Source organism: bacterium (assembly GCA_035945995.1).
Taxonomy (GTDB): Bacteria; Sysuimicrobiota; Sysuimicrobiia; order Sysuimicrobiales; family Segetimicrobiaceae; genus DASSJF01.
Genome location: DASYZR010000023.1, coordinates 1 through 25,791 on the forward strand (window position 1 = coordinate 1; position 25,791 = coordinate 25,791).

A 25,791-nucleotide genomic window follows, 5' to 3' on the forward strand; every position below is an offset into this window, starting at 1 on the left:
TGCGCGCGTTGACCGTGTCGAGGGACGCGTAGACCACCTCGAGGGGCGTGTGGGTCGCGTTGACGCGCGTGTCGACATGGCTCTCTATGGTCTTGTCGTCGCGATCCTGGTGCCGATCTTCCTGCGGGTGTTCTTCCATTAGCGCCGGGCCCGCCCGTTAACGCGCGCGGCCGGGGGAGACACAGACCACCGTACACTACCTGTTTCAGTGCGCGGCCATCCCCCTACATAGCATCTATGCTATACTGAAGACGGGATAATTATGGGGCACGGACGCAGCCGAACGACGACAGCATCGACGGAGACAGCCCGGACCGGTTCGAGGTTGCGTGACTCCTTTCGTCGTGCACTCGCCGAGGCGCGCCGCGCGGCCGGTCTGACACAAGCTGAGCTCGCCGCCAGGCTCGGCACCACGCAGTCGGCCATCGCCCGGCTTGAGCGCGGCGAAGTGGTCCCGAGTGTCACAACCCTCGCGAAACTCGCGGACGCTCTCGGCATCGAATTCGAAGTCCGTCCCCGGTCCGGTGTCGTCATTCGCGAGCCGTCATCGGCGTTGAGGCTCGTCGACCTCCGCGCCCGCCGAGAAGAGCTGCTTGCCATAGCGGCAAGATACGGAGCACGGAACGTTCGAGTGTTTGGTTCGGTGGCCCGAGGAGACGCACGGCCCGATAGCGATGTTGACTTTCTCGTCGAGCTGGAACCCGACCGGACGGTCCTTGATCTCAGCGGTCTCGTCCTCGATCTCGAGGAAGCACTGGGTCGCAAGGTCCATGTGGTCGAGGTACACCGCCCATCAGATGCCGCCCAGCGAATCGACCATGAGGCCGTTTCTTTGTGATTCATGATTCACGGGAGCACGCTCGGCTCCGGTACATTCGCGAGTGCATCACCCTTATCGAACAGTACACACGCGGCGGTCGCAGGGCGTTCTTCGCCGAGACAATTATTCAGGACGCTGTGCTCCGTCGCCTCGAGACGCTGACGGACGCCATCGGTAAGCTCTCCAACACCCTCAGGGCGCGGCATCCGACGATTCCATGGCGGCAGGTCTACGGCTTTCGAAACATCGCGGCCCACGCGTATGCGGAGATTGACCTGACACGGGTGTGGGAGATTGTTGAGGACTATGCGCCGATGCTCAAATCGGTTGTCGACCGGGAACTCGACACCCGGTAGTGGGTCAGTGGACCCAGTGCCCGACACCCCGGGCCGTTGACGGGTCGCTCCCGCGCCCCGTATAATGAACCCCTGCCTTGCTCGAGGAGGGCATTGAATGCGCACCGAGGTGGTTATTTCCGGCGTCCCGAAGCGGTGGTTTCTGGTTGACGCCAAAGGCCAGGTGCTGGGCCGCCTGGCGAGCCAGGTGGCGGCCGTGCTCAAGGGCAAGAACCGGCCGACGTACGCGCCGTCGACGACAGGGGACTACGTCGTGATCGTGAACGCCGACAAGATCCGGCTGACCGGCCGCAAGGCGCAACAGAAGATCTATTACCGGCACTCCGGCTATCCGGGAGGCCTCCGGGCCACGGCGGCCGGCACGATGCTGCAGCGGCGTCCGGAGTACGTGATCCGCGAAGCGGTGCGGGGCATGCTGCCCAAGAACGTGCTGGGGCGCGCGTGCCTGCGCAAGCTCCGGATCTACCGCGGCGACGGGCACCGGCACGCGGGGCAACAGCCGGCGGCGCTCGCGCTCGCCGGACGCACAGCGAAGGGACGTGACGCGTGATGATGCAGACAGGCCCCGCGGTCATGGCGTCCGGAGGGCGAAAGACGTCGGAGGCTCGGGTGCGTCTCGTGCCGGGGACCGGCGCGATTACCGTCAACGACCGGCCGCTCGAGCAGCACCTTCCCAGGGGACCGTTGCTGACCATCGTCCGCCAGCCCCTGGCCGTCGCCAGCGCCGAGGGGCGGTTCGACGTGATCGTGAGCGTCACGGGCGGCGGCGTCGTCGGTCAGGCCGGCGCGATCCGGCTCGGCATCGCGCGGGCGCTCGTCGCGATCGACCCGGAACTGCGCTCGCCCATGCGGAAGGCCGGGTTTCTCACCCGTGACCCGCGGAAGAAGGAACGGAAGAAGTACGGCCACAAGCGGGCCCGGAAGGGCTTCCAGTACTCCAAGCGTTAGATCGGCGCACCGGGTAGGCCGCGCCGGCCGGGAGGCCGGCGCGACGCAACTCTTACCGTAGGCACAGCACGGGTCGTCGCAGCAGAGGTCGTCGTAGCGCGGCTCCAGTCTGAAGGGCGTTTCTCCCGGGCATACAGTCTGTCGCCTGAGTGAAACGCCGGGGGGGCGGAGCGTGCACCTCGTCGGAGCAATTGTCGTCGCATTGATGCTCGCGCTGGCCGCAGCCGGTCCGGCCGCGGCGGCGGTGCGCTATACCGTGGCGCCGCACGACACCCTTTACAGCATCGCCCGCCGCTTCGAGGTGCCCCTCGCCCTCCTGGTCCGCGCGAACGGGATTCAGGATCCATGGCACATCCGCGTGGGCGAGGTCCTCGTGATCCCCGACCGGCCGGCCGGCACGACGGCGAGGGGAGCCGTGACGAGGCCGGCCGCGCCCCCTGACGCGGGCAGGCCGGCGGCCGCTGCCCCGCCGATGCCCGCTGCGCCGATGCCCGCCGCACCCCCTGACGAGGGCAGGCCGGCATCCCTTTCGTCCCCGCGGGGGGCCTCCGGCGAGATTGCCTGGGCCGGGGGTGCGGGCGGGGAGTCGTACATCGTGCAGCCGGGCGACACACTCTACCACCTCGCCCGCGTGCACGGCACGACGGTGGGGGCGCTCCAGGCGGCCAACGGCCTCGGCTCCACGGCGCTCATCACCGGCCAGGTCCTCCGCTTTCCCGCACCCGGCCCGGGGACGGCGCTCCCCGCGATCCCCCAGTCCGGTGAGAACGCCGTCCGGGGCCTCCCGGTGCCCGGCCCATGGGCGCCTGCCGCCGGGCGCGACCGCCTCAACGGGGCGACACGCCGCGCAGACCTCGCCGCGCGTATCACGGCCTCGGCCCTGCGGTACATCGGCACGCCGTACGTGTGGGGCGGTACCAGCGCCTCGGGCGTCGATTGCTCGGGCCTGGTGGTGCTGGTGTACTCGCCGTACGTGCCCGATCTGCCCCGCCGGTCCTACGATCAGTGGGCGGCCGGCGCGGCGGTCGATGTCGCCGATCTTGCGCCGGGCGATCTCGTCTTCTTCAACACGGACGGTACCGGCGCATCGCACGTCGGCATCTACATCGGCGACGGCCGGTTCGTGCACCCGGCCGCCGGCGCTCAGCGCGTCACCGTCGATCGCCTCGACGCCCCGTACTACGCCGCGCACTATCTGGGGGCGCGGCGCGTCTTATAGCGCGATCCGCCGCGCCTCTTCTGCGGCCGGCCGCAAGGGGCGGGCCGGCCGGCCCCGAAGCGTCCTACAGCATGGGTCTGCGTGGACGGGACTTCACCGGCATTCTGGACCTCAGCGCGGACGAAATCCGTACGCTGATCGAGGCGTCCGTGGACCTGAAGGTCCGCGCGCGGGCGGGAGACCGCCCGCCGCTGCTCGCCGGCAAGGTGCTGGCCCTCGTCTTCGAAAAGCCGTCGCTGCGCACCCACGTCACGTTCGCGACCGGGATGCTGCAGCTCGGCGGGCACGCCGTCTACCTCGGTCCCCGGGACATCGAGATGGGCAGCCGTGAGTCACCCTCCGACGTCGCCGCGAACCTCGAGCGGTGGGTGGACGGGATCGCCGCCCGGACCTTCGCGCACGAGACCATTCTGGAATTGGCCCGCGGCGCGCGCGTGCCGGTCATCAACGCGCTCTCGGACTTCGAGCACCCCTGCCAGACGCTCGCGACGCTGCTCACGGTGCGCGAGCGCTGGGGGCGCCTCAGCGACGTCCGGATCACCTGGGTGGGGGACGGCAACAACGTCCTGCGCTCGCTCGCGTTCGCCGTGGGGAAATTGGGGCTGTCGCTGACGATCGCGAGCCCGCAGCCCTACGGGCTCGATCCGGACAGCCTCGCGCGGGCCCGGGCCGATGCCGCGCGGACCCATGCCACCATCGACGTGACGGACGATCCCGGCAAGGCCGTCGCGGCGGCCGACCTCATCCTCACGGACGTTTGGACGAGCATGGGCCAGGAGCAGGAAGCCGTCGCCCGCCGGCGGGCGTTCGCGCCGTTTCAGGTCAACCCGGCGCTGCTCGCCGCATCCCCGCCCGGGGCGGTCGTGTCGCACTGCCTGCCCGCGCACCGCGGCGAGGAGATCACGGACGAGGTGATGGACGGGCCGCGGTGCGTGGCGTTCGACGAGGCGGAGAACCGGCTTCATTCGCAGAAGGCCCTTCTCGCAGCGATCCTGTAAAGGCACCCGGTCCGCCGGGTGCGCTTGCCCGAGGTGACGGCGTGGCGTGGCCGTTCCCGTTTAGGATCTGGGATCTCGTCGACATCCTCGTCGTCGCGTTTGTCGTCTATCAGATCCTCATGCTCATCCGCGGAACGCGGGCGGTCCAGCTGGTCACGGGCCTGGGGCTGCTCTTTCTGGCCTACGTCGTCAGCCGGTGGCTCGGCCTCTACACCCTGCAGTGGCTGTTGAGTTACGTCGGCCTGGTCGTCCCAATCGCCCTCCTCGTGCTCTTCCAACCGGAGCTCCGCCGGATGCTCGAACAGTTGGGCCGCGGCAGCGTGCTCCTGGTCGGGTTTACGCCGCACGGACTGGACCGCGAGGCGGCGATCCGGCTCATCAACGACGTCGCCCGGGCGGCCCGGATCCTCGGCTCCCGCAAGATCGGCGCGCTGATCGTGCTGGAGCGCCTCGTCGGGCTGGAAGATTTCATCGAGACGGGGATCCGGGTCGACGCCGTCGTCACCGTGCAGCTCCTGATCAACGTCTTCTACCCGAACACGCCCCTGCACGACGGGGCCGTGATCATCCGCGGCAACCGGCTTGTCGCCGCGGGGTGTCTCCTGCCGTTGAGCGAGCGGCCCGGCATCGCCCGGCCGCTCGGAACCCGGCACCGCGCCGCGATCGGCCTCTCCGAGGTGACGGACGCGCTGGCCGTGGTCGTCTCGGAGGAAACCGGCACGCTCTCGCTCGCGGTGGAAGGCCGCCTGGAGCGCGGGCTCACGGAGGAAGAGTTGAAGGCCCGGCTGCTCACGCTGGCCGCGCTGCCGGGCGCCGGCGGCCGCAACCTCCACGTGCCGGTGGTTCGGGTGCCGCCGCTGCGGGTGCCGGCTGCGTGGGCGCGCCGGCCCGCGCCCACCCGAGGGCGCGAGACATGAATCCGCGCGAGCGCCTTCTCTACATGATCCTCTCGCTGGCCGTGGCCGCCGTGGCGTGGCTCTACGTGGCCACCGCGCAGAACCCGGTCGTCGAGCGGTCCATGACCGTCGATCTCCACGTCCGGGGACTCAGCACCAACCAGGTCCTGGTCCAGCCGCCCCCGTCGCGGGCGCAGGTCCGCCTCTCCGGTCCGCGGTCGGCCGTTGCGCTGCTGTCCCCCGCGCTGCTGGACGCCTCCATCGACCTGAGCGGCCTCCGTCCGGGCGAGCACCGGGTCCCGGTCGTCGTGGCCGCGCCCCCGGAAGTGCGGGCGGTGGCGCAGACACCGCAGGAAGTGCTGGTCGTCCTCGACGCCGTGTCGCGTCAACGGCTGCCGGTGGAGGTCAGCCTGATCGGGAACCTCCCCCAGGGCGTGACCGTCGGGACGCCGCATATCACCCCGCGGTACGTGACCGTCACCGGCGCCGCGACCCAGCTCGACGAGATCCGGCACGCAATCGTGACCGTCGATACAACGAACCTGCGCCAGCAACTCTCGACCTCGCTGCAGGTCCATCTCGTGGATGCGAACGGCCAGGAGATTCGCGGTCCCACCGTCGAGCCGCCCCTCATCACGGCGGAGCTGGCGGTGCGGGAAGGCGTCATCACGAAGGTCGTTCCGGTGGTGCCGGCGATCATGGGCACGCCGGCGCCACCGCTGGCCGTCACGGGGATTTCCACGGATCCGGCGACCGCGACGCTGCGGGGTCCCAGCCTCGCGCTGCAGGACGTCACCGCGGTGCCCACCGCCCCGATCGATTTGCGCCTGGCGCGGGGCGATGTTCAGGAGCAGGTGGCCCTGCAAATCCCCGCCGGCGTGACGTCGTCCGTCGCCCGCGTCCGCGTGGCGGTGTCGATCGGCGGCGGTTCGTTGAGCACGATCTTTCGCGGGGTGCCGGTGCACGTCGTCGGCCTCCGTCCGGGTGTTCGGCCGCGCGTCGAGCCGCCGGCGATCGACGTGCAGATCGAGGGCCCGACGAACGTCGTCGCGCGGCTGACCCCGCAGTCGATCCACGTGGTCGTGGACGCCGGCGGCCGTGGCGCGGGGCGGTATCAGGTCACGCCGCGGGCACAGCTGCCCAGCGGCGTCCGGATCCTGAACTTCCATCCGACGCTGGTCCTCGTGATCCTCACGACCTCGTAGCCCCGTGGGACGTCTCTTCGGCACCGACGGCATCCGGGGCGTGGCGAACGCCGATCTGTCGACAGAACTCGTCGACCGCGTCGCCCGCGCCGCCGTGCACGTGCTGGCCCCCGGGCGCCGGGGCCGGATCGCGATCGGCCGGGACCCGCGGATCTCGGGAGATCTGCTCGAGGCGCAGTTCGCCGCCGGGCTGTGCTCCGCCGGCGCCGACGCGATCCGGCTCGGGGTGCTGCCGACCCCCGGCGTGGCGCTGCTGGCGCGCCGGCTCGGCGTGGATGCCGGCGTCGTGATCTCCGCCTCCCACAACCCGGTCGAGGACAACGGGATCAAATTCTTCGCGCCGACCGGCTTCAAGCTGCCCGACGCCGTCGAAGACGAGATCGAACGGCTGATGGAGAGCGCGGCGGGCCTGACGCGGCCCTCGGGGACGGCGGTCGGCCGGATCACCGACGTCCCCGACGCGCCGGAGCAGTATCTCGAGTTTCTCGCCGGGCACGCGCACGCCCGTCTGGACGGCTGGCGGGTCGTCGTCGACTGCGCGAACGGCGCGACGAGCGCGCTCGCGCCCGGCTTATGGGAGCGGCTCGGCGCCACCGTCACGGCCATCTGCGCCCGGCCGGACGGCACCAACATCAACGCGGGCTGCGGCTCGACCCATCCCGAGGTCGTGGCGGAGGCGGTGGTGCGGGCCGGCGCGGACCTCGGATTTGCACACGACGGGGACGGGGACCGGGCCATCGCCGCGGACCGTCACGGCCACGTCGTGGATGGTGATGCGATCATGGGCATCGCGGCCCTGCATCGCGACGCGCGAGGCGCCCTGCCCGGCCGCGCGATCGTCGCGACCGTGATGACGAACCTCGGCCTCGAGGTGGTCCTGCGGGGCGCCGGCATCCGCATCGAACGCGCGCGCGTGGGCGACCGGTACGTCCTCGAGCGGATGCTCGAGACCGGCCTGACTCTCGGCGGGGAACAGAGCGGGCACGTCATCTTCCTCGATCATGCGACCACCGGCGACGGGCTGCTCACGGCCGTACAGATCGCCAACGTGATGCTGGAGACGGGGCGCAGCCTCGACGACCTCGCGGCGCGGTTCCACCGCTACCCCCAGGTGCTCCTCAACGTCCGGGTGCAGGCGCCGGACCGGTGGGTGGACGATCCGGAAATCCTCGCCGCCGTCGCGCGCGCGGACCGTCACCTCGGAGAGCGGGGCCGCGTGCTGGTGCGCGCGTCGGGGACCGAACGCCTCGTGCGGGTGATGACCGAATGCGAGACCGCGACCGAGGCCGAATCCCTGGCACGGGAACTGGCGGATCTGGTGGCGGCCCGCCTCGGCGGGGCGGTGGTCGTGCGGTCGGGCGTCCTCGAGGCAAAATGACGCCTGCGGCTCAGGCTGGCATGCCCGGGGGCGCTGTGGGATAATCCGACACAGGCGGCCGGCCCGCAGGCTCGGCCGGCCGCCGGGCTCGCCAAAGGGGGGTGCGGGGGCGCACACGGTACGCGAAGCGCCGGAACTCGCCGGCCGGGCGTCACGACACGCGGCGAGTTGACGAGGTAGGGGATCTCGAGCAGCGGAGCGGGGATGCACGATTCACGGATCCGGTCGGGCGTCGCGCTCCCATTCGGCGGGTGACCCTAGGTCTGGTCCGGACCTGTTTGAACGCCGCCAAAACCCGGAGGCGACTCGGGGGACAAAAGGCGTTCAGGACGCACACCTCAGGCAGCGGGCGGTACGCGGGGCGCCCCGCCCCCGTACGGCCGGAGACGCGCGGGCGCGGCCCGCCGCTGTCCGAACCCCGGTCCCGAAGGGTCGTGACAACCCGGTCGCGTCCCCGCGGCGCGTGGCCCCGCGGGCGTCGCCGCATCCCGACCCGGGACCTCCGGAGGCATGTATGTGCGGGATCATGGGCTATATCGGGGACCGGCCGGCGGTGCCGGTCCTCTTGGACGGGTTACGCCGGCTCGAGTACCGCGGGTACGATTCCGCCGGCCTTGCCGTGATGAACGGCGGCGGCATCGTCATCCGCAAGGCCGCCGGCAAGATCACGCGGCTGGCGGAGCTCATCGCGCGCTCGCCCGTCGACGGGATCGTCGGCATCGGCCACACCCGGTGGGCGACGCACGGCCATCCCTCGGATGAAAACGCGCATCCGCACGCGGACTGCCGCGGCCGGATCGTGGTGATTCACAACGGGATCATCGAAAACTTCCTCGACCTCCGCGCCGCCCTCGCCGCGCGCGGCCACACGTTCCAATCCGACACCGACACGGAGGTGCTCGCGCACCTGATCGAGGAGGCGTACGAGGGCGACCTGCCGGCGGCGGTCGAGCGCGCCGTGTCGCAGGCCACCGGCGCCTACGCACTGGTGGTGCTGGCCGCGGACGAGCCCGACAAGATCGTGGCGGTACGGATGATCAGCCCCCTCGTCGTCGGGTTGGGACAGAACGAGATGCTCCTCGCCTCGGACGTAACGGCGCTGCTTCCGTACACGCGGGACGTCGTGATCGTGGAGGACGGCGAGCTCGCCGTGATCACGCGCGGCGGCGTGCGGCTCGCGCGGATCGGCGGCGGGGCCGTCGCGCGGGCGCCCATGCGCATCACGTGGGACGCCGCGGCCGCGGAGAAGGGCGGCTACACCCACTTCATGCTGAAGGAGATCCACGAGCAGCCCCGGGCGCTGCAGGAAACGATGATGGGCCGGCTGCCCGACCACCGGCACATCGTGCTCGACGGGGTTGCGCTCACGCCGGAGGCCGCCGGCGCGGTCGACAAGGTATGGCTCCTCGCCTGCGGCACCGCCTATCACGCCGGGCTGGTCGGCCGGATCCTGATCGAGCAGCTCGCGCGCGTCCCCGCGGAGGCGGATCTCGCGAGCGAGTTCCGGTACCGCGACCCGCTCGCCGGCCCTCGCACGCTCGCGCTGGCCGTCAGCCAGTCGGGCGAGACCGCGGACACGATCGCGGCGGCGCGCGAAGCCGCGGCCCGCGGCGCCCCGACCGTGGCCGTCGCGAACGTCGTCGGCAGCACGCTGGCCCGCGAGGCGTCGCACGTCCTCTACACCCGCGCCGGTCCCGAGATCGCCGTGTGCTCCACGAAGGCGTACGTGACGCAGCTCGCGGCCATGGCGATGTTCGCCGCGGCCCTCGGCGACGCGCGCGGGACGCTCGCCGCGCCGGCCGTCACGTCGCTCATCCGGGGCCTGCGCGCGCTGCCGGCCCAGGCCCAGGCCGTGCTGCGGCTCGAGCCGGAGCTCATCCGGCTCGCGGAGCGCCTGCACGCGATCGAGGACGTCTTCTTCATCGGCCGCGGCCTCGACTACCCCGTGGCCATGGAGGGCTCCCTCAAATTCAAGGAGATCAGCTACATCCACTCGGAGGCGCTGGCCGGCGGGGAGCTCAAGCACGGCACGCTCGCGCTGGTCGTCCCGGGCGTCCTCATCGTCGCCCTGGCGACGCAGCCCGCGCTCGTGGACAAGATGGTCAGCAACATCCAGCAGGTGCGGGCCCGCGGGGCCGACGTCGTCGGCGTCGCGACGGCCGCGACGGCCGGTGCGGTGCGGCCGCACGTCGACACGCTCCTCGAACTGCCGGCGACCGAGCCGCTCCTCGCGCCGGTGTTGAGCGTGATTCCGCTGCAACTCTTCGCCTATCACGTGGCGCGGCTGCGGGGCAACGACGTCGACCAGCCCCGCAACCTCGCGAAGAGCGTGACCGTCGAGTGAAGATCCTCGTGACCGGCGGCGCCGGGTTCATCGGCTCGCACGTGGCCGAGACCTACCGCGCCGCCGGGCACGACGTTGCCGTGGTCGATATCGTGACCGGGCTCGATCGCACGCCCCCCGGCATCCGGTGTCACCGCGTAGACATCGCCCGCCCCGAGCTCGACGCGGTGTTCGCGGGCGAGCACCCCGACGCGGTCTCGCACCATGCCGCGCAGGCGAACGTCCGGCGGTCCCTCGCCGATCCGGCCGCCGACGCCGCGACGAACGTGCTGGGGACGCTGCGCGTGCTGGAGGCCTCGGTCCGGCACGGGGTCCGCCAGGTCGTCTTCTCCTCGACCGCCGGCGCGCTCTACGGCGACCCGCGCCGGCTGCCGGTCCGCGAAGACGATCCCGTGCTGCCGACGTCGCCCTATGGGCTGCACAAGTATCTCGGCGAGCAGTACATGGCGTACTATCGCCGGATCCACGGGCTCAACACGACGGTGCTGCGCTACGCCAACGTCTACGGACCGCGCCAGGACCCGTCGAGCGAAGCCGGAGTCGTGGCCATTTTCAGCGAGGCGATGCTCCGGGGCCGGCGGGCCACGATCTTCGGCGACGGGACCCAGGTGCGGGACTTCGTGTACGTGGGCGACGTCGCGGACGCCAACCTCCGGGTCCTCGGGCGCGCGCTCCAAGAGCCGCTCCACGTCGGCTCGGGGGCGGGCACGTCGGTGAACGACCTCGCGGATCGGCTCCGGGCGCTCACCGGATCGGACGCGGCACCCGGCTACGGGGCGGCGATTCCCGGCGAAGTCCACCGGATTTTCCTCGACATCGGTCGGATCCGCGAGACGCTCGGGTGGGAGCCGCGCGTCTCGCTGGAGGACGGGCTCCGGCGTACCGTTGAGTGGTTCCGGGCGCGGGTGCCGGAGGGGGCACCGGCGGACCGTCGAACACCGTAGGAGGCCCACGCCATGCCGCGTCAAGGAGCCGTGCCGATGATCGACCAGGAACTGCTCGACATTCTCGCGTGTCCGGTCTGCAAGACGCCGGTGCGACAGGAGGGCGACCGGCTCGTCTGCGTACAGTGCGGGCGCCGCTATCCGATCCGGGACGGCATCCCGGTCATGCTCATCGACGAGGCGGAGCCGCGCCCGGCCTAGGCGGCGACGGGCGTCTCTTTCCGGCGGGTACGATGATTCGCGGCATCGGCATCGACATCATCGAGGTGGACCGCATCCGGCGCGCCACCGTCCGGTGGGGTGATGTGTTTCTCTCCCGGGTCTTCACGCCGCGCGAGCGCGGGTACGCTGGCGCGTCGCGCTCCGCCGCGGAACGTCTGGCCGGACGGTTCGCGGCGAAAGAGGCGGTGATGAAGGCCCTCGGGCTCGGCTTGCGCCGCATGGCGTGGCGCGAAATCGAGATCGAAGGCGATCCCCTCGGACGCCCCGTGGTCCGGCTGTCGGGTGGAGCGGCCGAGGCCGCGGCCCGGCTCGGGGTCCAGGCGTGGTTCGTGTCGATTTCCCACACGCGAGACCTGGCCGTCGCGCACGCCGTAGCGGAGTGACGCGGGCGGGATGAAACTCCCGACGCCGCAGGAGATGGCGGCGCTCGATCAGCGCACGCAGGAGACCGGCGTGCCCATTGCCGTGCTGATGGAGCACGCGGGCGCCCGGACGGCCGACGTCGCGCGGCGGCTGCTGGAGGGCCGAGGCGGCCGTCGCGTCGTGGTGCTGGCCGGCAAGGGGAACAACGGCGGCGACGGGCTCGTCGCCGCCCGCGATCTCGCCGGGGACACCCGGGTGACCGCGCTCCTCGCCGGGCCCGCCGCCGAGTTCGGCGGCGGGCCCGCGGCACATCTGGCGTCTCTTCGGCAGCGTCACATCCCGGTCGTCGAGGCCGCGGGTGTGACGCCGTCCGACATCGAGGCCGCCCTTCGCGACTGCGATCTCATCGTGGACGCGCTCTTCGGCACGGGCTTTCACGGGCCGGCCCGCGGCGTGCCCGCGGCCCTGATCGACGCGGCGAACCGGTCCGGGACGCCGATCCTCGCGGTCGACGTGCCGTCGGGCATCGACGCCGCGACGGGCCGCGCCGATCCACCGGTGATCCGGGCGGCGGCGACCGTCACGATGGGACTCCCCAAACTCGGGCTCGTGCAGTACCCCGCCGCCGCGTGCGCCGGCCGGCTCTTCGTCGCGGACATCGGCATTCCCGAAGCGGTGATCGATGCGGCGCCGATCCGCGCCGAGCTCATCCGCGCGGCGTGGGTCGACCGGATGGTTCCGCGCCGCGGTCCGGACAGCCACAAGGGCACGCACGGCCACGTCTTTGTCGTGGCCGGCGCGCGAGGGTTCGCGGGGGCCGCGGTGCTGACCGCCCGGGGCGCGATCCGCGGCGGCGCCGGGCTCGTGACGATCGCGATGCCGTCGTCGCTCGGCGCCGTCCCGACCACGTCCCTGCCGGAGGCGATGACGCTGCCGCTGCCGGAGACGGGCGCGGGCGCGCTCGGGGCGGCCGCAGAGGCCGTGATCCGCGACGCGGCCGCGGCGGCGGGCGGCACGCACACCGTCGTCGCCATCGGCCCGGGCCTCACGACCCATTCCGAGGCGGCCGCAGTCGTGCGGCGTCTCGTGCCGTCGCTGGCCTGTCCCCTCGTCGCGGACGCGGACGCGCTTAACGCCCTGGCGGAGGACGCCTCCCCCCTGCGCGACGCGCGGGGCCCCGTCGTCATTACGCCGCATCCGGGAGAACTGGCCCGGCTGATGGGCTCGTCGGTCGGCGAGATCCAGCGCGATCGCGTCGCGGCGGCGCGGTCCGCGGCGTCGTCGTTTGGGGCGGTGACCGTGCTCAAGGGCGCCCGGACGGTCGTGGCGGCGCCGGACGGCCGCGCCGGCATTATTCCGAGTGGCAACGGCGCGATGGCGACAGGTGGAATGGGCGACGTGCTGACCGGTGTGGTGGCGGCGCTCCTCGCACAACATCTGCCGCCGTGGGAGGCCGCGGCGTGCGCGGCATACCTGCACGGTCTGGCCGGCGATCTCGCCGCGCCCGGGGAGTTGGGATTGCTGGCCCACGAGGTCGCCGACGCGGTTCCTCGGGCGCTCGCGGCGGTCCGCGCCGGGTCGATCGACGACGGCATCGGCTATGTCGGATAGAGGCGCGCTGCGCGCCGGGTGGGCCGAGATCGACCTCGACGCGATTCGCCACAACGTGACCGCGTTGCGCGAGGTGCTGGTGCCGCCGGCGCGGCTCATGGTGGTGGTCAAGGCCAACGCCTACGGACACGGGGCCCTGGAGATCGCCCGGGCGGCGGCCGAGGCGGGGGCGTGGGGATTCGGCGTCGCCACCGTGGACGAGGGTGAGGAACTCCGGCGCGCTGGCGTCCGCGAACCGGTGGTCGTGCTCGACCTCACGATGCCCGACGAGGCCGGCCGCGTTCTGGCGTACGACCTCGCCGCGGGCGTCGCCGACCTTGAAGCCGCGCGGGCGTTGAGTGGTGCGGCGGCGGCCTCGGGGCGCGCGGCGCGGGTGCACCTCAAAATCGACACGGGGATGGGCCGGGCCGGGTGTTCGGCGGGCGAGGCTCCGTCCCTCGCCCGGGCGATGGCGGCCCTGCCGGGCATCGTGCTCGAAGGCGCCTACACGCACTTCCCCGCGGCCGATGACCCGGACCTGGAGCCGACGCGCGAGCAACTCCGCGTGTTTGCGGACACGCTCGCGTCGCTGCGCGCGGCCGGGATCACCGTGATGCTGCGCCATGCCGCCAACAGCGCCGGCGTTCTCGCCCTGCCCGAGGCGCATCTCGATCTCGTCCGGTGCGGGATCGCGGTCTACGGCATTGCGCCGGCGCCTCACCTTGGGCCCCGCGTGCCGCTGCGCCCGGCGATGCGGCTGTGCGGCCGCCTGGTCCAGACGAAACGCGTGCCCGCCGGCACGGCCGTCGGCTACGGCCGCGAATACCGCGCCCCGCGTGAGACGACGATTGCGACGGTTCCGCTCGGCTACGCGGACGGCTATCCGCGCGCGGCCTGGCGGCGGGCGGCCGTGCTCCTGCACGGCCGCCGCGTCCCGATTGCCGGCCGGGTCAGCATGGATCAGTTGACGATCGACGCCGGTGACCTGGACGTGCACAGGGGCGACGAAGCTGAATTGTGGGGATCGGCCCTGCCCATCGAAGAGGTCGCGGCCGCCGCCGGAACGATTCCCTGGGAGTTGCTCGTGCGGGTCGCCGCGCGCGTGCCGCGGGTGTTCGTGAGTGGGGGCGCGGTGCGCGCCGTTCGGACGCTGGTCGCCGGATGGGAGACGGCCGGCGAGGTGCAGGGCCGGACCACGTCCTAGGAGACGGCCGGCGCGGTCGTCGTCGCATGCCCGCGGGCGGTTCCACGAACGTGGCGGGGGAGGGGGAGTCGTCGTGCGTGTCGCCTTTCAGGGCGAACCGGGGGCCCATAGCGAGGAGGCCGTCTTCCGTGTCTTCGGCGAGCACGTCGAGCCGGTCCCGTGCCGCGACCTGGTCGAGACGTTCGAGGCGACGGTCTCGGGCCGCGCGGAGACGGCGGTGGTCCCCGTGGAGAACTCCCAGGCCGGCAGCATCAACGAAACCTACGACCTGCTGCTCAAGCACGATCTGGTGATCGTGGGCGAGTACGACCTGCGCGTCCACCAGAATCTTCTCGCGCTGCCCGGCCGCTCCCTCGACGAGATCCGCCAGGCGTACTCGCACCCGCAGGCGCTCGCCCAATGCGACGCGTTTCTCCGGCACCACCGGATCGAGCCGCTGGTCTACGGCGACACCGCCGGCAGCGCGAAGATGCTGGCCGAGGAGCGCCCGCCCGGGGCGGCGGCGATCGCGTCCCGGCGGGCCGCGCAGCTCTACGGGCTCGCGGTCCTCGCCGAAGCGATTGAGACGAACCCCAACAACTACACGCGGTTCCTTGCGCTCGACCGGTCCCCGGCGCCGCGCACCGACCGGAGCAAGACGTCCATCGTCTTCGTGGTCGAGAACCGTCCGGGTACGCTCTATCTCGCGCTCGGCGCGCTCGCGACGCGCGGCATCAATCTCGCCAAGATCGAATCCCGGCCGGGCCGCGAGCGGCCCTGGGACTACGTGTTCTACGTGGACGTGGACGGACACGCCGACGACGACGCGATGCGCGCCGCGCTCGATGAGCTCGGGCGCCATACGTCGTTCCTGCGGGTGCTGGGCTCCTATCCGAAGGCCTCACCGCCGGCGGTCGCGTGACGGTTCCCACGCTGCGGCCGCTCGGCGACGCGGGCGTGGTCGCCGAATTCGGCGGCGACGAGATCTCCGACGCGGCGAACGCGGCGGTGCTCGCGTTGCGGCAGGTCATCGAGGCCGAGCGCCCGCCCGGCGTCGTGGAGGCCATTCCGACGTACCGCTCGCTGCTCGTGGTGTTCGATCCGCTGCGCACGACGGCGGCGGCCGTCCGCCAGGACATCCTGGGGGCGGCGTCACGGGCCGATCCGTCTCACCTGCCCGCCGGCCGCCTCGTGGAGATCGCGACCGCCTACGGCGGCGTCCACGGTCCGGATCTCGCCCCGCTCGCCGCCGAGGTGGGACTGTCCGAGCAGGACGTCATCGCGGCGCATGCGAGTCACGAGTATCGCGTCTACATGCTGGGCTTCTCACCGGGGTTTCCATACATGGGGATCCTGCCCGAGGCGCTGCGCGTGCCGCGGCTGCGATCGCCGCGAACCTACGTGCCGGAGCGCACCGTGGCGCTCGCCGGCCAGCAGACCGGCGTGTACCCGATCGCCACGCCTGGCGGATGGCGGCTCATCGGACGCACGCCGCTGCGCATCTACGATCCGGCCCGCGAGGCGCCGTTTCTCCTGGACGCGGGGGACCGCGTGCGCTTCGTCGCGATCGGTCCCGACGAGTATGAGCGGCGGGCGCCTCGCGATGGGCCGCCGCCCGCGCCGCCGCGGGCGGCGGCGCCGGACCTCGTGGTCGAGCGGGGCGGACTGTGGACCACGGTGCAGGACCTGGGGCGCCCGGGCTACCGCCATTTCGGCCTGCCGCAGAGCGGCGCGATGGATCCGCTGTCCCTTCGCATCGCCAATCTGCTGCTCGGCAATCCGCCCGGCGCGGCCGCGCTCGAGCTCACGGCGCCGGGGCCCCGCCTCGTCGTGGCGCGGCGGACCGCGATCGCCGTGACGGGCGCCGATCTCTCGCCATCGGTGAACGGGCGGCCCGTGGCGGGCTGGAGCGCGCTGTCGATGCGGGAAGGCGACGTGCTCGAGTTCGGCGCGCCGCGGTCGGGGCAGTGGGCCTACGTGGCGGTGCCCGGCGGCATCGACGTCCCCCCCGCCCTCGGGAGCCGCGCCACCTATGCGCGGGCGGCGTTGGGAGGGTACGGCGGCCGCCGGCTGGCGGACGGCGACGCGCTGGCCTGCGGGCGCCGGGCTCCCGGGGCGCTGCTCCGCCTGGCAGACGAAACGCGGCCGTCCGTGGGCGGCGCCCGCACCGTCCGCATCGTCCTTGGGCCGCAGGAATCGTATTTCGCGGAGGCGGCTGTGGCGGCGCTGCTCGACGAAGAGTTCTCACCGGGGGTGCACGCCGACCGCGTGGGGTACCGGCTCGACGGTGCGCGGCTCGAGCACCGGTCGGCCGCGGAACTGCTGTCGGACGGCCTGCTGCCGGGCGCGATCCAGGTGCCGGCCGGCGGCCAGCCGATCGTCATCATGGCGGACGGCCCGACCGCGGGCGGCTATCCGAAGATCGCCGCGGTAGCGCGGGCGGACCTGCGGCTGGTGGCCCAGGCGCGGCGCGGGGACCCCGTTCGCTTTCGCGCGGTGGCATGGGACGAGGCCCACCTGGCGGCGCGCGAGGCGGCGGCCGCCGCGGCGAGTCTCCGGTTCGAGCGGGTTGGCGAGTAGACGCGTCTCACCGGCGTCGAGTGTCGCCGCGGAGGCGATGCCCGCGTTGGACGGCGGCGCCTTATGGGATGATCGTGAACGTCTCCTGGCGCCCGATTCGGTAGATTTCGAAGTCGCGGCGGTCAAGCGTGAACACCTGCCGGATGCGCTCCCGTTCCGCCAGGCGCACAAGCGTGGCATCGGCGAGATCCATCGGCAGCTCGCGGTACTTCCGGATCAGGGCCCGGACCCGTGGGATATCCTCGCGGCTGAGCTCGGCAATCGCGATCAGCCGGCGCTCCAGCGCGACCAGCAAGGCATCCTGTGACTCAAGAGGATTCGTCGTCTGCCCGAGCAGATACGCGGCCTCGGTGATGACGGTCCATGTTGTGAGCGGCGGATCAACCAGCCGTTTCAGCTCGTCGACGCAGCGGCGGTGATCGCCATCGCTCTCATCGATGATGGCGACAAGAGGCCCGGCGTCAACCAGGATCCGCTTCACCGACGTCCTCGCCGGCGCGCGAACAGGCCGCGCAGGATCTCCTCCGACCGGGACGCCAAGTCCGGCGGTCCGCCGTGTCCGATGCCGATGAGGTCCGCCATCCGATCATACAGGGTACTTCCCGGGTTCGGCTCAGCGTGGTCCTCGGACAGCCTGAGGATCGCTTCGCGAATCACGGACGATTTTGTACGGCCGGTCTTCCGGGCGAGGCGCTGCACGATCGCTTCCGTCTCGGGATCCAACCTCACGGTTGTCGGCACTGCGGTATCTCCCGGCGATTTGTCATACCAAACTGTACTACATGGGCGCCGGCAAAGCAAATCGAAATCGACGCCGCCGGCGTTTTCGGCTACGGACGGATTTTCCGCGGACCGCAGGACCCTGAGCCCACGGGCCGCGAAGCACGCTGTGCCACAGCGGCTGAAGCCCAAGGAGTGATTCCGTGACCGGGGACCGTCCCCGCATCGGCATCGTCGGCGCGACGCGCAAGGAAACCGAAGAGAAGGCGTTCCAGGCCTATGTCGGGGCCATCGAGGACGCCGGCGGAACGCCCGTGCCGATCCTCCCGGGCAGCGGCGCAGACGTCCTCGAACGGGTGGACGGTCTCGTCCTGACCGGCGGACTCGATGTCGATCCACAGGCATACGGCCGGGACGTCGACCCTGTGATGTCGGTCGAGATTGACGCCGAGCGGGACGCCCTCGAACTTCCCCTGGTCCGTGAGGCCGTTCGGCGCGACCTGCCGATCCTGGCGGTCTGCCGCGGGATCCAGGTGCTCAACGTCGCCCTCGGCGGCACCCTCATCCAGGACGTCGACGTGGCCCGCACGGGCCGGCAGACGTGGAGCCATCAGCAACGGAAGGCTCAGCCGGAGGCGCCGCTCGACGCGGCGATGCACGAGGTCGACGTGATGCCCGGCAGCCGCCTTCGCGCGATCGCCGGAGCCGACCGCCTCGGCGTCAACACGTTCCATCACCAGGCGATCGAGCGCGTCGCGCCGGGTCTCGTCGTGACCGCGCTCGCGGTCGAATCCGGCCTGCCCTCTACCGGGGGCGGGCCGGCGCTGATCGAAGCCGTCGAGGCCCCGGGCTGCCGGTGGGTGCTCGGCGTGCAGTGGCATCCCGAGCGCATGTGGCACAGCGCGCCGGCGCAGCGGCGTCTCTTCGTCGAGCTTGTCCGGGCCGCCGGTCGCGGGCGCGACGGTGGTGTCCCGCGTACGCCGGCGGGCGAGCAGCTCGGGGGCGAGGACGCCGCTGCCGGCCACCCTGCGGGCGGCCTCCGTGCCGGGTAGCGTCCCGCTCGCCGCGGTCGAACGGGGCGGGCGGGTGGAGAGCGTCCACCGCGGCGCCGTCGCCGTCGCCGATCGCTTCGGCCGGGTGCGTTACGCGGCCGGCGATCCCGCGCTGCCGCTCTACTTGCGGTCGGCCTGCAAGCCTCTCCAGGCGCTGCCGTTCGTCGAAGGCGGGGGCGTCGAGACGTTCGGGTTCACCGGCGCCGAGCTCGCGGTGATCTGTGCGTCGCACGCGGCCGAGCCGGTGCACCTCGACGCGGTCCGGTCGATCTTGTCCAAGATCGGCCTCGGCCCGTCCGCGCTGCGGTGCGGTCCCCACATGCCCTTCGACCCGGCGACGGCGGCGGCGCTGGCGCGCGCGGGACGGGCGCCGGAGGCGATCCACAACAACTGCTCCGGCAAGCACGCCGGGATGCTGGCCTCGTGCCGGCTCTACGAGTGGCCGACCGAGACCTACCTGGAGCCGGCGCATCCGCTGCAGCGCAGGATCGCTGCGATCATCGGCGAGTTCTGCGCGAACGGCGATTCGCTGCCGCAGGCCACCGACGGATGCGGCGTGCCCACCTTCTACGCCACGGTCGGAGGGCTCGCCCACGCCTTCGCCCGCCTCGCGGATCCGGGCGATCTGGCGGCTCCGCGCGCCGTCGCGGTCCGCCGCATCGGCGACGCGATGGCCGCGCACCCGGTCATGGTCTCGGGCACGGGACGGCTCGCGACGTCCCTGATGGAAGTGCTCGGCAGCCGGCTGTTCTGCAAAGGCGGCGCGGAGGGCGGGTTCGGGATCGCGCTCCGCAGCCAGGGGCTCGGCATCGCCGTGAAGATCGACGACGGCAACGCGCGTGCGATGGGGCCGGTGCTGGTGGACGTGCTGCGGCAGCTCGGCGTCGCCGGTCCGGCGGAGGTCGCGGCCCTCGCCGCGCACGCCCGGCCCGACGTGCGCAATACGCGCGGGCAGGTCGTGGGCGCGATCCGGTCGCTGGTCCATCTCGAGGAAGTGTCTCTGCACGGCACATCGCGGCAACCGGCCCAAGGGGGGAGCGCATGAAGATCTTCATCTCCGCGGACATGGAGGGGACCGCCGGCGTCACCGATTGGGACCAGGTGCTGGCGGGCCGGCCCGATTACGCGCGGTTTCGCCGGCTCATGACCGAAGAGGTCAACGCCGCGATTCTCGGCGCCCTCGAAGCCGGCGCCAAGGAAATCGTGGTCAACGACTCGCACGCGACGATGCGCAACCTGCTGATCGAGGAACTCCATCCCCAGGCCCAGCTCATCAGCGGCAGTCCCAAACCCTACAGCATGATGCAGGGCATCGATGCGTCGTTCGACGCCGTGTTCTTCACCGGGTACCATGCCGCGGCCGGCACGCAGGACGCGGTCCTGGATCACAGCTACAGCAGCGGATCCGTCCGCCAGATCAAACTCGGCAACCTCGTCGTCGGCGAGGCCGGGCTGAACGCCGCGCTCGCGGGCCAGTTCAAGGTCCCCGTCGCGCTCGTCACCGGAGACGCGACGGCGGTGGCGCAGCTCCGGAAGCTCGTTCCCCAGGTCGAGGCCGTCGCGGTGAAGGAGGCGATCGGCCGGCTCGCCGCGCGTTCGTACCAGCCCGTGGAAGCCCGCCGCCGGATCAAGGACGGCGCCGCGCGGGCGCTCAAACGGGCGCGCGATCTCAAGCCGTTCGCGGTCCCGAAGCCGGTCGCGCTGGAGATCGACTGGCTCTACACTTCGATGGCCGATCGCTGCATGCTGATCCCGGGCATGACCCGGGTGAGTCCCCGGGCCACGGCCTTCAAGGCCAAGGACGCGGAGCAGGCCTTCTCGGTCACGGTCGCCTGCCTCGTCCTGGCGCGGTCGGTCGTGTAGGAGGGCACAGGACCCTCTCGGCAAGCGTAGAACAGCACGCCATGGCATGCGGCCGGCGGAGCCCCGCCGTTTCAATCAGCGCCCGCCTGCTCCTCGCCGTGCTGCTGGCCGCCGCAGCGGCCGGCGGGACCGTCGTGGCCGGGATGCCCGCGTTCGGCGCGCCGGCGCCGGGTCAAGGCACGCCTCAGGTCGACGTGGTGCAGCTCGACGGTATTATCGGTCCGGCGACCGCCCGCTACGTGCTCCGCGGCCTTCGGCAGGCCTCCGCCGACGGCGCGGAGGCGCTGATCATCGAGCTCGACACCCCCGGCGGTCTCCTGACCTCCATGGACCAGATCGCGAAGGCCCTATTGGCCTCGTCCACGCCGACGATCGTCTACGTGTGGCCGAGCGGCGCCCGCGCGGCGTCGGCGGGCGTGTTTGTGACCTACGCCGCGGACATCGCGACGATGGCGCCAACGACGCACCTCGGGGCCGCGCATCCCGTGAACGTGGCACCGGGCAACAGCCCCGAGGACAAGACGATGATCGCCAAGGTCACCAACGACGCGGTGGCCGAGATCCGGGGGTTCGCGGCGCGCCGCGGCCGGAACCCCGACTGGGCGGAGCGTGCGGTCCGCGAGAGCGTCTCGATCACCGACCAGGACGCGCTGCGCCTCCACGTGATCGACCTCGTCGCCGCCGATCCGGAGGCGCTGCTGGCCGCGGTCGACGGCCGCCGGGTGCAGCTGCCGGCCGGCGCGCGGGTTCTCCACACCCGGAACGCGCGGCTCGTCGGCATTCCGATGGACGTCACCGAGCGGCTCCTGCTGCTGCTCGGCGACCCGAACATCGGCTTCATCCTCATGACGATGGCGATCTACGGCATCATTTTCGAGCTCAGCAACCCCGGTTCGGTCTTTCCGGGCGTGATCGGCGGCCTCGCCCTGATCCTCGCGCTGGCCTCCTTTGCTGTCATCGAAGTGAACCTCGCGGGCCTGCTCCTCATCGGATTCGCGCTCATCCTTTTCATCGCGGACCTCAAGGTGCCGAGCCACGGCATCCTCACCGCAGGCGGCCTCGCCGCGTTCATCCTCGGGGCGTTGCTGCTCACCGAGCGGCAGGCGCCGTTTCTCCGGATTTCGATCACGCTCATTTTGACGATGGCGGGCCTGACGGCGGCGTTCTTCGCGTTCGCCGTGGGCGCCGGGATCCGGGCTCAGGCGCAAAAGGTGCACACCGGCCGCGAAGCGTTGCTCGGCGCCACCGGGGTGGCGCGCAGCGACCTCGGACCGTCGGGCACGGTGTTCGTCGAGGGCGAGTTGTGGAGCGCGGAGTCGGAGGACGGGACGATCCCGGCCGGCCAGCGCGTCCGGGTCGTCCAGGTCCGTGGGCTGCACCTCGTCGTGCGCAAGGAGGAGAGGAAATGATATCGTACATCGCGCCGCTGCTCGTGGCTGTGATCCTCGTCGCCTTGTCGCTGCTCGGTTCGACCATCAAGATCGCGCGTGAATACGAGCGGGGCGTGGTGTTCCGCCTCGGCCGCCTCGTCGGGGCGCGCGGCCCGGGGGTCATCATCCTTATCCCCGTGGTCGACCGCATGATCAAGATCGACCTGCGGGTGGTCACGCTGGACATCCCGCGGCAGGAGATGATGACGCGCGACAACGTGCCGGTGACGGTCGACGCGGTGGTGTACTTTCGGATCGTCAACCCCGAGGACGCGATCGTCAAGGTCGAGAACTTCAGCCGCGCGACGTATCTCGTCGCCCAGACGACGTTGCGCAGCACGCTCGGACAGCACGAGCTCGACGACCTCCTCGCCCAGCGCGACAAGATCAACCAGCAGCTTCAGCGTGTGATCGACGAAACCACCGAGCCGTGGGGCATCAAGGTCACGCTCGTCGAGGTGCGGGACGTCGTCCTGCCGGAGAGCATGAAGCGCGCGATGGCGCGGCAGGCCGAGGTCGAGCGCGAGCGGCGAGCCAAGGTCATCAACGCCGAAGGCGAATTTCAGGCGGCGGAAAAACTCGTGGAGGCGGCGGCCAAGATCTCCAAGCAGCCGATCGCCCTTCAGCTGCGGTACCTGCAGGCGCTGACCGAGGTCGCCTCGGAGCAGAACTCGACGACGATCTTTCCGGTGCCGATCGATCTCCTCACGCCGTTTCTCAAGCGCGGCGGCGGCGACGGCGGCCCCGCCGGCGCTGGCTAGCTCGACCCCCGGCGCGTGCGGCCCCGGCGCGCTGGTCATTCAGACGGGGAGTCCGGAGAAGACGCGGGCGCTCGGTGAGGCGCTCGGCCGCGTGCTTCGCGAATGCGACGCGCGCGGGGCGGTGGTGGCACTCACCGGACCGCTCGGCTCCGGAAAGACGTGCTTCGTGCAGGGGCTCGCCCGGGGGCTCGGCGCCGGCGGGTACGTCCGCAGCCCGACGTTCATGCTCGTTCACGAGTACCCGGGCCCGCTGCCCCTTCATCACGTCGACCTGTACCGGATCGGTCCCGCCGAAGTCGACGCGCTCGGCCTCGAGGAGATCCTGGAGGGCGACGGCGTCACCGCGGTCGAGTGGCCCGGGTCCGAAGGGTTCCTGCCGCCCGACCATGTGTCCGTGGAGATGTCCTATGGGGAGGGCGAGAACGCGCGGGCCGCGCGCGTCACGGCCCGCGGCGATCGGTCACGTCGGATCGTGGACGGGCTGCGCGGGTGCGTGTCCTCGCAATAGAGACCGCGACCCCCGTGGCGAGCGTCGCGCTCGTGGATGCCGCCGGCGTCGCGGCCTCGCGTACGCTGCGGGCCCCGATGCGGCATCTCGAGTGGGTGGCGGCCGCGATCGACGGCATGCTGCGGGATCTGGGGTGGGGCCCCGAGGCGGTGGACGCGGTCGCGTCCGGTCGAGGACCGGGCGGCTTCACCGGCCTGCGAATCGGGATCGCGACGGCCGCGGCCTGGGCCCGTGCGCGCCACACCCCGCTCCTCGGCGTGGACACCCTGGAGACGCTGGCGTGCTCGGCCGCCGCGGGCGGGCTCGTCGTCCCGGTCCTCGACGCGCACCGGGGCGAGGTGGCGGCCGCGCTCTACCGCTGCGCTCCGCCGTTCGAGCCGGTGTGCCTGCTGCCCGCCGTCGTCGCCGTCCCCGACGTGGTGGTGGCCGAGATACGGGGGACACTCCAGGCGGAAGGCGCGGTGCCTGACGGACTCGTCGTGGCCGGGGCCGGTCTCGCGCGGTACCGGGAGCAACTCGCGGCGCTCCTCGGGGCGGCCGGCGTCCGGCAGGTCATCGAGCGGCCCGACGCGCATCCGCGCGCCGAGACCGCGGGGCTTCTCGCGCGGCCGCGCCTGCTTCGCGGTGTTCGGGACGAGGCGGCCCGGTTGCTGCCGGCGTACGGACGGCGTCCGGTGGCGCGGTTGTGGCAGGAAACATCTCCGCGGCCGGGAAGCGGGGGATGACCATGGTCATCGCGAACGAGCGGCTCTCCATCGGCCCGATGCGCGAGGAAGACATTCCCCGCGTGCTGGAGATCGAGCAGGCGTCGTTCCCGTCGCCGTGGCCGCGCGACGCGTATCTTCGGGAGTTGCGCGACAACCGTCTGGCCTGCTACCTGGTCGCCCGCGGCGCCGACGCCGTCGTCGGCTACACGGGAATGTGGATCATCCTCGACGAGGCGCACGTGACGACGATCGCGGTGGCCCCGGAGAGCCGGCGGAACCGGATCGGCGAGCGGCTGCTGGTCGCCCTCATCGCCGAGGCGATGCGCCGGGGGGCGCGGTGGATCACGCTCGAGGTCCGCCGCACCAACGGCAACGCGCAGGCGCTGTACCGGAAATACGGCTTCAAGGAGATCGGCGTCCGCAAAGGCTACTACAGCGACAACCGCGAGGACGCCATCGTCATGTGGACCGGCAACGTGTACGAGCCGGCATTCCAGGAGCGCTTCACGCGCAACCGGGGCCTCCTCGACGCGGCCACGGGTGGGACGAATCCCGGCGCGTAGCTCCTTCGTGCGCATCCTCGGCATCGAGACCTCCTGCGACGAAACCGCCGCGGCCGTGCTTGACTGGCCCCTGGTCAGGGTGCGCTCGAGCGTCGTGGCGTCCCAGGTGGACCTGCACGCCCGCTACGGGGGCGTCGTCCCCGAACTCGCCTCGCGCCGGCACCTCGAGCGGCTGGGGCCGGTGATCGACGAGGCGCTCGACCGCGCGGCGACGTCCCTCCAGGAACTGGACGCGATCGCGGTGACGTGCGGTCCGGGCCTCGTCGGAGCCCTCACGGTGGGCGTCGCGGCGGCCAAGAGCCTGTCGCTGGCGCTTGCCCTCCCGCTGATCGGCGTGAACCACGTCGAAGGGCACATCTACGCGGCGTTCCTCGATCACCCGGATATCGTGCTGCCGGCCGTCGTCCTCATCGTCTCCGGGGCGCACACGGACCTGCTCGTCATGCACGGTCGCGGCGCCTACGAAATGCTGGGCCGTACCCGGGACGATGCGGCGGGAGAGGCCTTCGACAAGGCGGCCCGCGCGCTCGGGTTCGCCTATCCGGGGGGCCCTGCGATCGAGCAGGCCGCGCGCCTGCCCCGCGCGAGCCGGGGCGCAGGCCGGACCGACGCCGTCGCGCTGCCGCTCCCATTTCCCGATGAGGCAAGCTTCGACTTCTCCTTCAGCGGCCTCAAGACTGCGGTGCTGCGGGCGGCGGGGCGCTCCGCCGGGTCGCCCGCCGACATCGCGGCGGCCTTCCAGGACGCGGTCACGCGAGTGCTCGTCGACAAGACGATGCGCGCCGCCCGTACCCGGGGCGCGCGCACGATCATCGTCACCGGCGGCGTGGCCGCCAACGCCCTGCTGCGGTCGCGAATGGCGGAGGCGGCCGGCCGGGCCGGCATTCCGCTCCACGTCCCGCCGCTCGCGCTGTGCACCGACAACGCCGCGATGATCGCGGCGGCCGGGGCCGATCACCTGAGCCGGGGCGAGTGTTCGAGCCTGCGTCTCGGAGCGTATGCCGACATGGACATTACCGCCCCGATACCCGAGACCCAGGTCGGCGTTCCGCGGAACGGGGGATAGTATGGCGGCATGGCACGGAAAATGAAGCAATGTGGCGATATAGCGCGATCCGAAGAGCATTGATAACATAATCAC

28 protein-coding genes are annotated in these 25,791 nt (G+C 71.7%); 26 read left to right on the forward strand and 2 right to left on the reverse strand.

The genetic code is table 11. The features are described from left to right. Positions 1-325: 325 nt before the first annotated feature. From VGZ23_02020 to pxpB, 17 genes are all read left to right on the forward strand, one after another. On the forward strand, positions 326-838 hold the full coding sequence (locus VGZ23_02020; protein ID HEV2356377.1) for a helix-turn-helix domain-containing protein: 513 nt from the start codon (positions 326-328) through the stop codon (positions 836-838). Beyond that, complete coding sequence (locus VGZ23_02025) at positions 835-1,176, forward strand: HepT-like ribonuclease domain-containing protein (GenBank protein HEV2356378.1); 342 nt, start codon at positions 835-837, stop codon at positions 1,174-1,176. Before VGZ23_02020 ends, VGZ23_02025 begins: the two co-directional genes overlap by 4 nt. A gap of 97 nt (positions 1,177-1,273) precedes the next feature. Next, positions 1,274-1,726, forward strand: a complete 453-nt coding sequence (rplM, locus tag VGZ23_02030) for a 50S ribosomal protein L13 (GenBank protein ID HEV2356379.1) — start codon at positions 1,274-1,276, stop codon at positions 1,724-1,726. Positions 1,727-1,749: 23 nt separating this feature from the next. Continuing rightward, positions 1,750-2,124 (forward strand): 30S ribosomal protein S9, encoded by a 375-nt coding sequence (gene rpsI, locus VGZ23_02035; protein ID HEV2356380.1) that lies wholly within the window; start codon positions 1,750-1,752, stop codon positions 2,122-2,124. A gap of 172 nt (positions 2,125-2,296) precedes the next feature. Further along, on the forward strand, positions 2,297-3,343 hold the full coding sequence (locus VGZ23_02040; GenBank protein ID HEV2356381.1) for an NlpC/P60 family protein: 1,047 nt from the start codon (positions 2,297-2,299) through the stop codon (positions 3,341-3,343). A gap of 71 nt (positions 3,344-3,414) precedes the next feature. Continuing rightward, complete coding sequence (gene argF, locus VGZ23_02045) at positions 3,415-4,341, forward strand: ornithine carbamoyltransferase (protein ID HEV2356382.1); 927 nt, start codon at positions 3,415-3,417, stop codon at positions 4,339-4,341. Positions 4,342-4,382: 41 nt separating this feature from the next. Then, positions 4,383-5,258, forward strand: a complete 876-nt coding sequence (cdaA, locus tag VGZ23_02050) for a diadenylate cyclase CdaA (protein ID HEV2356383.1) — start codon at positions 4,383-4,385, stop codon at positions 5,256-5,258. Continuing rightward, the gene (locus VGZ23_02055; protein ID HEV2356384.1) at positions 5,255-6,442 is read left to right on the forward strand and encodes a CdaR family protein; all 1,188 of its coding nucleotides are present in this window, start codon (positions 5,255-5,257) and stop codon (positions 6,440-6,442) included. The genes cdaA and VGZ23_02055 overlap by 4 nt, the downstream gene beginning before the upstream one ends. A 4-nt stretch (positions 6,443-6,446) precedes the next feature. Next, a complete protein-coding gene (gene glmM, locus VGZ23_02060) occupies positions 6,447-7,820 on the forward strand; it encodes a phosphoglucosamine mutase (protein ID HEV2356385.1) in 1,374 nt (457 codons plus the stop codon). A gap of 514 nt (positions 7,821-8,334) precedes the next feature. Continuing rightward, on the forward strand, positions 8,335-10,164 hold the full coding sequence (glmS, locus tag VGZ23_02065; GenBank protein ID HEV2356386.1) for a glutamine--fructose-6-phosphate transaminase (isomerizing): 1,830 nt from the start codon (positions 8,335-8,337) through the stop codon (positions 10,162-10,164). Next, on the forward strand, positions 10,161-11,108 hold the full coding sequence (locus VGZ23_02070) for an NAD-dependent epimerase/dehydratase family protein (GenBank protein HEV2356387.1): 948 nt from the start codon (positions 10,161-10,163) through the stop codon (positions 11,106-11,108). The genes glmS and VGZ23_02070 overlap by 4 nt, the downstream gene beginning before the upstream one ends. 12 nt (positions 11,109-11,120) lie before the next feature. Continuing rightward, complete coding sequence (locus tag VGZ23_02075) at positions 11,121-11,309, forward strand: Trm112 family protein (GenBank protein ID HEV2356388.1); 189 nt, start codon at positions 11,121-11,123, stop codon at positions 11,307-11,309. Between the two features lie 32 nt (positions 11,310-11,341). Further along, positions 11,342-11,713 carry a holo-ACP synthase gene (acpS, locus tag VGZ23_02080; protein HEV2356389.1) on the forward strand — a complete coding sequence of 124 codons (372 nt, stop codon included), beginning with the start codon at positions 11,342-11,344 and terminating at the stop codon, positions 11,711-11,713. A gap of 10 nt (positions 11,714-11,723) precedes the next feature. Further along, a complete protein-coding gene (locus VGZ23_02085; protein ID HEV2356390.1) occupies positions 11,724-13,304 on the forward strand; it encodes an NAD(P)H-hydrate dehydratase in 1,581 nt (526 codons plus the stop codon). Continuing rightward, positions 13,294-14,487 carry an alanine racemase gene (gene alr, locus VGZ23_02090; GenBank protein ID HEV2356391.1) on the forward strand — a complete coding sequence of 398 codons (1,194 nt, stop codon included), beginning with the start codon at positions 13,294-13,296 and terminating at the stop codon, positions 14,485-14,487. Before VGZ23_02085 ends, alr begins: the two co-directional genes overlap by 11 nt. 73 nt (positions 14,488-14,560) lie before the next feature. Continuing rightward, positions 14,561-15,388, forward strand: coding sequence for a prephenate dehydratase (gene pheA / locus VGZ23_02095; protein ID HEV2356392.1), 828 nt, complete (start codon positions 14,561-14,563; stop codon positions 15,386-15,388). Continuing rightward, entirely contained in the window at positions 15,385-17,046 is a 1,662-nt protein-coding gene (pxpB, locus tag VGZ23_02100; GenBank protein ID HEV2356393.1) for a 5-oxoprolinase subunit PxpB, read from the forward strand. The genes pheA and pxpB overlap by 4 nt, the downstream gene beginning before the upstream one ends. A 61-nt stretch (positions 17,047-17,107) precedes the next feature. Here pxpB and VGZ23_02105 read toward each other — a convergent pair whose 3' ends face one another. Together VGZ23_02105 and VGZ23_02110 are read right to left on the reverse strand one after the other, a co-directional pair. Then, positions 17,108-17,527: a PIN domain-containing protein gene (locus tag VGZ23_02105; protein HEV2356394.1), complete on the reverse strand. Its 420-nt coding sequence runs from the start codon at positions 17,525-17,527 to the stop codon at positions 17,108-17,110. Next, complete coding sequence (locus tag VGZ23_02110) at positions 17,524-17,787, reverse strand: ribbon-helix-helix protein, CopG family (GenBank protein ID HEV2356395.1); 264 nt, start codon at positions 17,785-17,787, stop codon at positions 17,524-17,526. The genes VGZ23_02105 and VGZ23_02110 overlap by 4 nt, the downstream gene beginning before the upstream one ends. A 182-nt stretch (positions 17,788-17,969) precedes the next feature. On the opposite strand from VGZ23_02110, the gene VGZ23_02115 reads away from it, so the two are divergent. Genes VGZ23_02115 through tsaD form a run of 9 tightly spaced genes read left to right on the forward strand, consistent with a single transcriptional unit; the run spans position 17,970 to position 25,716 of the window. Continuing rightward, positions 17,970-18,818: a gamma-glutamyl-gamma-aminobutyrate hydrolase family protein gene (locus VGZ23_02115; protein HEV2356396.1), complete on the forward strand. Its 849-nt coding sequence runs from the start codon at positions 17,970-17,972 to the stop codon at positions 18,816-18,818. Further along, complete coding sequence (locus tag VGZ23_02120) at positions 18,808-19,863, forward strand: asparaginase (GenBank protein ID HEV2356397.1); 1,056 nt, start codon at positions 18,808-18,810, stop codon at positions 19,861-19,863. Before VGZ23_02115 ends, VGZ23_02120 begins: the two co-directional genes overlap by 11 nt. Then, positions 19,860-20,681, forward strand: coding sequence for a M55 family metallopeptidase (locus VGZ23_02125; GenBank protein ID HEV2356398.1), 822 nt, complete (start codon positions 19,860-19,862; stop codon positions 20,679-20,681). The genes VGZ23_02120 and VGZ23_02125 overlap by 4 nt, the downstream gene beginning before the upstream one ends. A 41-nt stretch (positions 20,682-20,722) precedes the next feature. Further along, positions 20,723-22,090 carry a nodulation protein NfeD gene (locus VGZ23_02130; protein ID HEV2356399.1) on the forward strand — a complete coding sequence of 456 codons (1,368 nt, stop codon included), beginning with the start codon at positions 20,723-20,725 and terminating at the stop codon, positions 22,088-22,090. Further along, positions 22,087-22,872, forward strand: a complete 786-nt coding sequence (locus VGZ23_02135) for a slipin family protein (GenBank protein ID HEV2356400.1) — start codon at positions 22,087-22,089, stop codon at positions 22,870-22,872. Before VGZ23_02130 ends, VGZ23_02135 begins: the two co-directional genes overlap by 4 nt. Before the next feature lie 37 nt (positions 22,873-22,909). Then, positions 22,910-23,380, forward strand: a complete 471-nt coding sequence (gene tsaE, locus VGZ23_02140) for a tRNA (adenosine(37)-N6)-threonylcarbamoyltransferase complex ATPase subunit type 1 TsaE (protein HEV2356401.1) — start codon at positions 22,910-22,912, stop codon at positions 23,378-23,380. Further along, a complete protein-coding gene (gene tsaB / locus VGZ23_02145) occupies positions 23,362-24,105 on the forward strand; it encodes a tRNA (adenosine(37)-N6)-threonylcarbamoyltransferase complex dimerization subunit type 1 TsaB (GenBank protein HEV2356402.1) in 744 nt (247 codons plus the stop codon). The genes tsaE and tsaB overlap by 19 nt, the downstream gene beginning before the upstream one ends. Beyond that, positions 24,102-24,650, forward strand: coding sequence for a ribosomal protein S18-alanine N-acetyltransferase (gene rimI, locus VGZ23_02150; GenBank protein ID HEV2356403.1), 549 nt, complete (start codon positions 24,102-24,104; stop codon positions 24,648-24,650). The genes tsaB and rimI overlap by 4 nt, the downstream gene beginning before the upstream one ends. Next, the gene (tsaD, locus tag VGZ23_02155; GenBank protein ID HEV2356404.1) at positions 24,628-25,716 is read left to right on the forward strand and encodes a tRNA (adenosine(37)-N6)-threonylcarbamoyltransferase complex transferase subunit TsaD; all 1,089 of its coding nucleotides are present in this window, start codon (positions 24,628-24,630) and stop codon (positions 25,714-25,716) included. The genes rimI and tsaD overlap by 23 nt, the downstream gene beginning before the upstream one ends. Positions 25,717-25,791: the final 75 nt, after the last annotated feature.

Excerpts from the sequence above, each read along its gene's own strand:
- rplM (HEV2356379.1), top strand. The coding sequence starts at position 1,274 with ATGCGCACCGAGGTGGTTATTTCCGGCGTCCCGAAGCGGTGGTTTCTG.
- rpsI (HEV2356380.1), top strand. The coding sequence starts at position 1,750 with ATGGCGTCCGGAGGGCGAAAGACGTCGGAGGCTCGGGTGCGTCTCGTG.
- argF (HEV2356382.1), top strand. The coding sequence starts at position 3,415 with ATGGGTCTGCGTGGACGGGACTTCACCGGCATTCTGGACCTCAGCGCG.
- VGZ23_02055 (HEV2356384.1), top strand. The coding sequence starts at position 5,255 with ATGAATCCGCGCGAGCGCCTTCTCTACATGATCCTCTCGCTGGCCGTG.
- glmS (HEV2356386.1), top strand. The coding sequence starts at position 8,335 with ATGTGCGGGATCATGGGCTATATCGGGGACCGGCCGGCGGTGCCGGTC.
- VGZ23_02075 (HEV2356388.1), top strand. The coding sequence starts at position 11,121 with ATGCCGCGTCAAGGAGCCGTGCCGATGATCGACCAGGAACTGCTCGAC.
- acpS (HEV2356389.1), top strand. The coding sequence starts at position 11,342 with ATGATTCGCGGCATCGGCATCGACATCATCGAGGTGGACCGCATCCGG.
- VGZ23_02085 (HEV2356390.1), top strand. The coding sequence starts at position 11,724 with ATGAAACTCCCGACGCCGCAGGAGATGGCGGCGCTCGATCAGCGCACG.
- alr (HEV2356391.1), top strand. The coding sequence starts at position 13,294 with ATGTCGGATAGAGGCGCGCTGCGCGCCGGGTGGGCCGAGATCGACCTC.
- VGZ23_02125 (HEV2356398.1), top strand. The coding sequence starts at position 19,860 with ATGAAGATCTTCATCTCCGCGGACATGGAGGGGACCGCCGGCGTCACC.
- VGZ23_02130 (HEV2356399.1), top strand. The coding sequence starts at position 20,723 with ATGGCATGCGGCCGGCGGAGCCCCGCCGTTTCAATCAGCGCCCGCCTG.
- VGZ23_02135 (HEV2356400.1), top strand. The coding sequence starts at position 22,087 with ATGATATCGTACATCGCGCCGCTGCTCGTGGCTGTGATCCTCGTCGCC.
- rimI (HEV2356403.1), top strand. The coding sequence starts at position 24,102 with ATGACCATGGTCATCGCGAACGAGCGGCTCTCCATCGGCCCGATGCGC.